Below are 5,487 nucleotides of genomic sequence, written 5' to 3' on the forward strand. Positions count from 1 at the left end.
CGAGGTGCGGCACATCGCATCCGCCCCGCGCGGCCGCAGCGCCGCCCAGGCGGAAGCGCTCACGCCCGCCGCCGCCGCCGGCACGTCCATCTCCGGGAACAGCACGAGATGTTCGGGGTCGAACGCGTCGATCTCCCAGCCTTGCGCCGCGAACAGCCGGGCGAACCCCGCCCGCGTCGCCGCCTCGTCCTCCACCGCCGGGTCGAACCGTGCCGCGATCGAGGGCTGGAACCCGGAAGCGAACAGCGCGCCGATCCCCTCCAGCGCCGGCCCCCAGGCGCGTTCGCCGCGCAGCGCCGCATGGCCGGCCTCGGTATGATGATCGAGCGAGACGCGCAGATGCAAATCCCGCCCCCGCCACCCCGCGATCGCCGCCATGTGGTGGCGCATCGGCGTCATCGCGTTGGTCAGCACCAGCACCCGATAGCCCCTGTCGAGTGCCATGCCGATCAGCGCCTCGATATCCGGGTTCATGAACGGCTCGCCGCCGGTCAAGCCGATCTCCCGTAGCTCGGGATGGCGGTTCGCCGCCTCGTCCAGCACCCGCCGGAACCCGTCGAGCCGCAGCCAGGCGAGGCGGTCGTTGCGCGGTGAGCTTTCGATGTAGCAGCCCTCGCAGGCGAGATTGCAGAGCGTGCCGGTGTTGAACCAGAGCGTCTCCAGCCCTTCGAGCGCGACCGTGGCATCCGCCGCCGGCGCGCATTCCAGCCGCGTCGCCGTCGCCGCCCGCTCGGCATGCGGCAGGATGTCGAGATTGGGCCAGATCCCGCTCTCCAGCGTCCCGGCATACTCCTCCGGCAGCCCGGCGCTGCGCATCGCCGCCGCCGCCGCGTGATGATCGTAGTCGAGCGGATGCAGCACGATCTCCAGCCCGGCGTCGGTGGGGGAGACGATCGAATACCAGCAGCGCGGCGTGCCGTCATTCGCCGGCATGCCGATCGCCCCGGCATTGTGCCAGACCAGATCGCCGATCCGCCGGGTGAAGCCGATGCCGCAATGCCCGGCGATCACCCCGTCGCAGCCGGTGATGCCGATCTCCCTTTCCAGCACGAGATCGGGGTCGGAGGCGAAGAGGAAGCGGTTGATCCGGCTCGGCGCGCCATGCACCACCGCCAGACGCCGCCCGCCGATCACGAGGTCGATCCGCCGGGGCAGGGCGGCCATCCAGCGCCGCGTCGCGTCGTCGATCCGCGTATCGGCATAGGCGAACCAGGCGGCGGCGAGCCGGTCACAGGACGAGCCTTCGGTAAAGCCGCAGCCGCAATCGGCAGCCCCCGCGCCGAGCTGCTCCTCGCAATTACCCATCACCGTCGCGATCCCGTGGTCGCGGATCAGCGCGGCGCAGGCTTGCGGATCGGCGCCATAGGCGACGACGTCGCCGGTGCAGATCATCCGCTCCGGCGGAATCCCGTGCGCCCGCGCCGCCTCCAGCAGCGCCCGCGTCGCCTGCAGATTGCTGTAGCAGCCGCCAAACACCAGCACCGGCCCATCCGCCTCGATCACTGGTACGGTCTCTGGCCCAATCGCCGGCGCGCTTCCCGCCATGTCGAGCATCGCCCGCCCCCTACACGCCGCGCGCCGATGCGGCGCTGATTTGCTCAAGGGCAAGCCCCCGCGCCTCGATCCCCCCGCGCAGCCGCCAGATCAGGATGGCAACCGCCCCCAGCGCCCAGAACGCAGCGAGCATGATCAGTGCCGCCGGCATCGAGCGCGCGCCGACATAGCCGACCAGGAAGGGCGAGAGCACCGCGCCCACCCGCCCCACCGCGACCGAGGCGCCGATCCCCGTCGCCCGCAGCGCGGTCGGAAACAGTTCCGAGAAGGTCGGATAGGCGGCGATCCAGCTTCCCGTCGCCAGCAGGTTCACCAGCGCGAAGCCGAGCATGATCGGCCCGGCACCGAGCCCGGTCACCAGGGCGAACAGCACGAGGCCGAGTGCGGTGGCAAGATAGAACCCGCCGACCGTCCAGCTCCGCCCGATCCGGTCGAGCAGCGACGCCGCGGCGAGCCCGCCCACGGCGGCGCCGACACTGCCGGCGAGGTAGAACAGTGGCAGCCGGTCCGCCGGCAGATGCAGCACCGGCAGCACCACGATCGGCAGGAAGGCAAACAACCCATAATATCCCGCGGCCTCGGCGAAATCGAGCGCCGCCCCCAGCAGCAACCGGCCCGGATATTGCCGCACCAGCCGGCCGAACTGCCCCGCCTCGCGGCGGATCCGGTGCACGACCGGCACCGCGGACGCCGGCGGCAGCGTCGTGAGCCCCGCCTCGATCCCGGCGACGATAGCGCGCGCATCCTCCGCCCGGTCGGCATCGATCAGCCAGCGCGGGCTCTCGGGCAGATGCCGGCGGAACCACGCCGCCGAAAGGGCGACCACGCCGCCCAGGCCAAACACAACCCGCCAGCCCAGATCCGGCGGCAGGGAAGACAGCACCAGCCAGGCCAGCAAGGCGGCGATGAAACTGCCCAGCGGCCAGAAATTCAGCACGATCGCCGCCGCCCGCCCGCGCGAGCGGCTCGGCACCAGCTCGGCGATCGCCGCGTTGATCGCCGAATATTCCGCGCCGACGCCGATGCCGCCGAGCAGCCGCAGCACCAGCAGGGCGGCGAGATTGGGCGCGAAGGCGGTGGCCAGCGTCGCCACGCCATACAAAACGAGGCTGGCCAGAAACACACGCCGCCGCCCAAGGCGGTCGGACAGCGCGCCAAACCCCGCCGCCCCGATCATCAGCCCGACGAACCATGCCGCGAGAATCACCGACATCGCGTTGCTGCCGAGCCCGAAATGCTGCCGCAACGCCCCCAGCACATTGCCGATCAGCGTCACCTCGAACGCATCCAGCGCCCAGCCGAGGCCGAACAGCAGCACCGCCGTCGTGTGGAAACGGTTCCAGCTCAGCTCCGACAGCGTGTGCAGGAGATGACTGTCCGAGGGAGGGGCGGAAGGGCGCCTGGTCATGAACGATCCTCTGTGCTGACGGGTTCCGGCATCGAGATATCCCGCTTCCGGAGGACGGAATGCCTTCCGGTAAGGTGCCTTACGTCCGCCAGAACACAATGGTTACAGCCTCACGCCTTCATTCTGCCATCCGGCCCTCGGGCTGATGGGCGGAGGGATCGATTCGTAAAATATAAAGATCAATTTGTTGCCTCCCGGAAGGGGCGGGACTAAGGTCTGGCCCGCTTGCCGGGGGATCCGACTGCCGACTTCAGTCCGTTCGTCAACCGGACCGGCGGGGCCGCGGATGGCCCTTGACGCGCCAATGACAGGAGCGCCCATGACATTCGACCGCGATACCTTCCGTGCCCGGCTTGCGGGCATTTCAGGGATTCTGGCCACGCCCTTCGACGGAAATGACCGTCTCGACACCGCCCGGCTCAGGCCGGTGGTGGAACGGGCGGTGGCCGCCGGGGTGCATATCCTCACCGCAAACGGAAATACCGGCGAATTCTACGCGCTAACGACCGATGAGGCCGAGCGCGCGGTGCATGCGGCGGCGGAACTGGTCGCCGGCCGGGTGCCGCTGATCGCGGGCATCGGGCGATCGATCGGCGACGCGCTGGCGCTGACCCGCGCTTCCCGCGCCGCCGGTGCCTCGGCGCTGATGGTTCACCAGCCGCCCGATCCGTTCGTCGCGCCGCGCGGCGTGGTCGAGTATGTGCGCCGGGTTGCCGAGGCCGGGCAGGGGCTGCCGGTGGTGATCTATCTGCGCAATGACGGGATCGGCCTAGATGCGATCGGCGATCTCTGCGCCATCCCCGAGGTCGTCGGCGTGAAATGGGCGACGCCGGCGCCGATGCGCCTGGCCGCGGCGATGAAGCGGGCCGATCCGGCGCTGGTCTGGGTCGGCGGACTAGCGGAGACCTGGGCACCCGCGTTCTACGCGGTCGGCGCGCGGGGCTTCACCTCGGGGCTGATCAATGTCTGGCCGGCGCATTCGCTTGCCATTCATGCCGCGCTGGAAGATGGCGACTATGCGAAGGCGCGCGCGCTAATCGAGGTGATGGAGCCGTTCGAGGCGCTGCGCGCCGAGGAGGGCAACGGCACCAACGTGTCGGTAGTCAAGGCGGCGCTGGCGCTGATGGGTGAGGATTGCGGGGCGGTGCGCCCGCCGGGCGCCTGGCCGCTTGCCGAGCGGCAGCAGGCGGAACTGCATCGGAATCTTGTGACCTGGGGTTTGCTGAAGGAGCACGCGGCATGACAGCGGAAATCGATATTGCGGAAGGGATCACCCTTCTCGGCGCGGGCCTCGTGAAGACGGGGGGTGTCGCGTTTCACGGCAGGACGGCGGCGACCGGCGAGCCACGCGCGCCCGGTTTCGGCGAGGCTGGCGCTGCCGAGGTGGCACTGGCCTGCGCGCGGGCCGAAGCGGCGTCGGTCGCGTTCGCGGACAGCACACCGGAGGCCCGCGCCGCCTTTCTCGAGGCGGCTGCGGCCAACATCATGGCGCTGGGCGACCGGCTGGTGGAGGCGGCCTGTGCCGAAAGCGGGCTGCCGCGCGGGCGGATCGAGGGGGAGCGTGGCCGCACCTGCGGGCAGTTGCGGATGTTCGCCGGCGTGCTGCGCGCCGGGCGCTTCGCCGACCTGCGGATCGATACCGCGCAGCCGGCGCGCCAGCCCCTGCCGCGGCCGGATCTGCGGCTGCGGAACATTCCGCTTGGCCCGGTCGCGGTGTTCGGGGCCAGCAATTTCCCGCTGGCGTTCTCCGTGGCTGGCGGGGATACGGCGTCTGCCCTCGCGGCGGGATGCCCAGTGGTGGTGAAGGCGCATCCGGCGCATCCGCTGACCTCGGCGCTGGTGGGGCATGCTGTGGCGGACGCCGTCGCGTCCTGCGGATTGCCGGAGGGCGTGTTCACGGTGCTGTTCGGCGCGGGCAACGAGCTTGGCGGGGCGCTTGTGGCCGATCCACGCATCAAGGCGGTCGGGTTCACCGGCTCGCGCGGCGGCGGGCTCGCTCTCGCGGCGATCGCAGCGCGGCGGAAGGAACCGATTCCGGTGTACGCCGAGATGAGCAGCATCAATCCCGTCCTGCTCATGCCTGGCGCGCTGGCACGGCGCGGTGCAGGACTCGGCACCGCTTTCGTGGGGTCGCTCACGCTCGGTGCCGGCCAGTTCTGCACCAATCCTGGCCTGCTGCTCGCCATCGAGGGCGAGGGATTGCAGGCCTTTCTCGACGCGGCACGCGCGGGTCTTGCGGCGGCGGCGGCGCAGACCATGCTCACCGGCGCCATTCGCAGTGCCTGTGAACGGGGGATCGAGGCGAGGGCCGCTGAGCGCGGTGTGGAAGAGGTGGCGCGCGGGCCGGGCGGGGCGCTGTTCGCCACGGATGCCGCGACATTCCTGGCTACCCCCTCGCTCGCCGAGGAGATCTTCGGCGCAGCCGGGATACTCGTCCGCTGCCGCGACGCGGCCGAGCTGCGGCAGCTCATCGTCGGTCTCGAAGGGCAGCTGACCGCGACGCTGCATCTCGAACCCGAGGATCA

At 70.6% G+C, this 5,487-nt stretch carries 4 protein-coding genes; 2 read left to right on the plus strand and 2 right to left on the minus strand.

Translation table 11 applies throughout. The annotated features are described in order from the left end of the window. Positions 1–1,602: radical SAM protein (locus APM_RS01005; protein WP_241763085.1), on the minus strand; the 1,602-nt coding region annotated here is incomplete at its 3' end. After that, positions 1,565–2,962 (minus strand): MFS transporter, encoded by a 1,398-nt coding sequence (locus APM_RS01010; RefSeq protein ID WP_007421496.1) that lies wholly within the window; start codon positions 2,960–2,962, stop codon positions 1,565–1,567. The genes APM_RS01005 and APM_RS01010, both read right to left, overlap by 38 nt. A 319-nt stretch (positions 2,963–3,281) precedes the next feature. On the opposite strand from APM_RS01010, the gene APM_RS01015 reads away from it, so the two are divergent. Together APM_RS01015 and APM_RS01020 are read left to right on the plus strand one after the other, a co-directional pair. Then, positions 3,282–4,205: a dihydrodipicolinate synthase family protein gene (locus APM_RS01015; RefSeq protein WP_007421497.1), complete on the plus strand. Its 924-nt coding sequence runs from the start codon at positions 3,282–3,284 to the stop codon at positions 4,203–4,205. Beyond that, positions 4,202–5,487, plus strand: a 1,286-nt coding sequence (locus tag APM_RS01020) for an aldehyde dehydrogenase family protein (protein WP_007421498.1), incomplete at its 3' end; no start/stop codon positions are given. The genes APM_RS01015 and APM_RS01020, both read left to right, overlap by 4 nt.

It is taken from the genome of Acidiphilium sp. PM, assembly GCF_000219295.1.
Taxonomy (GTDB): domain Bacteria; phylum Pseudomonadota; class Alphaproteobacteria; order Acetobacterales; family Acetobacteraceae; genus Acidiphilium; species Acidiphilium multivorum.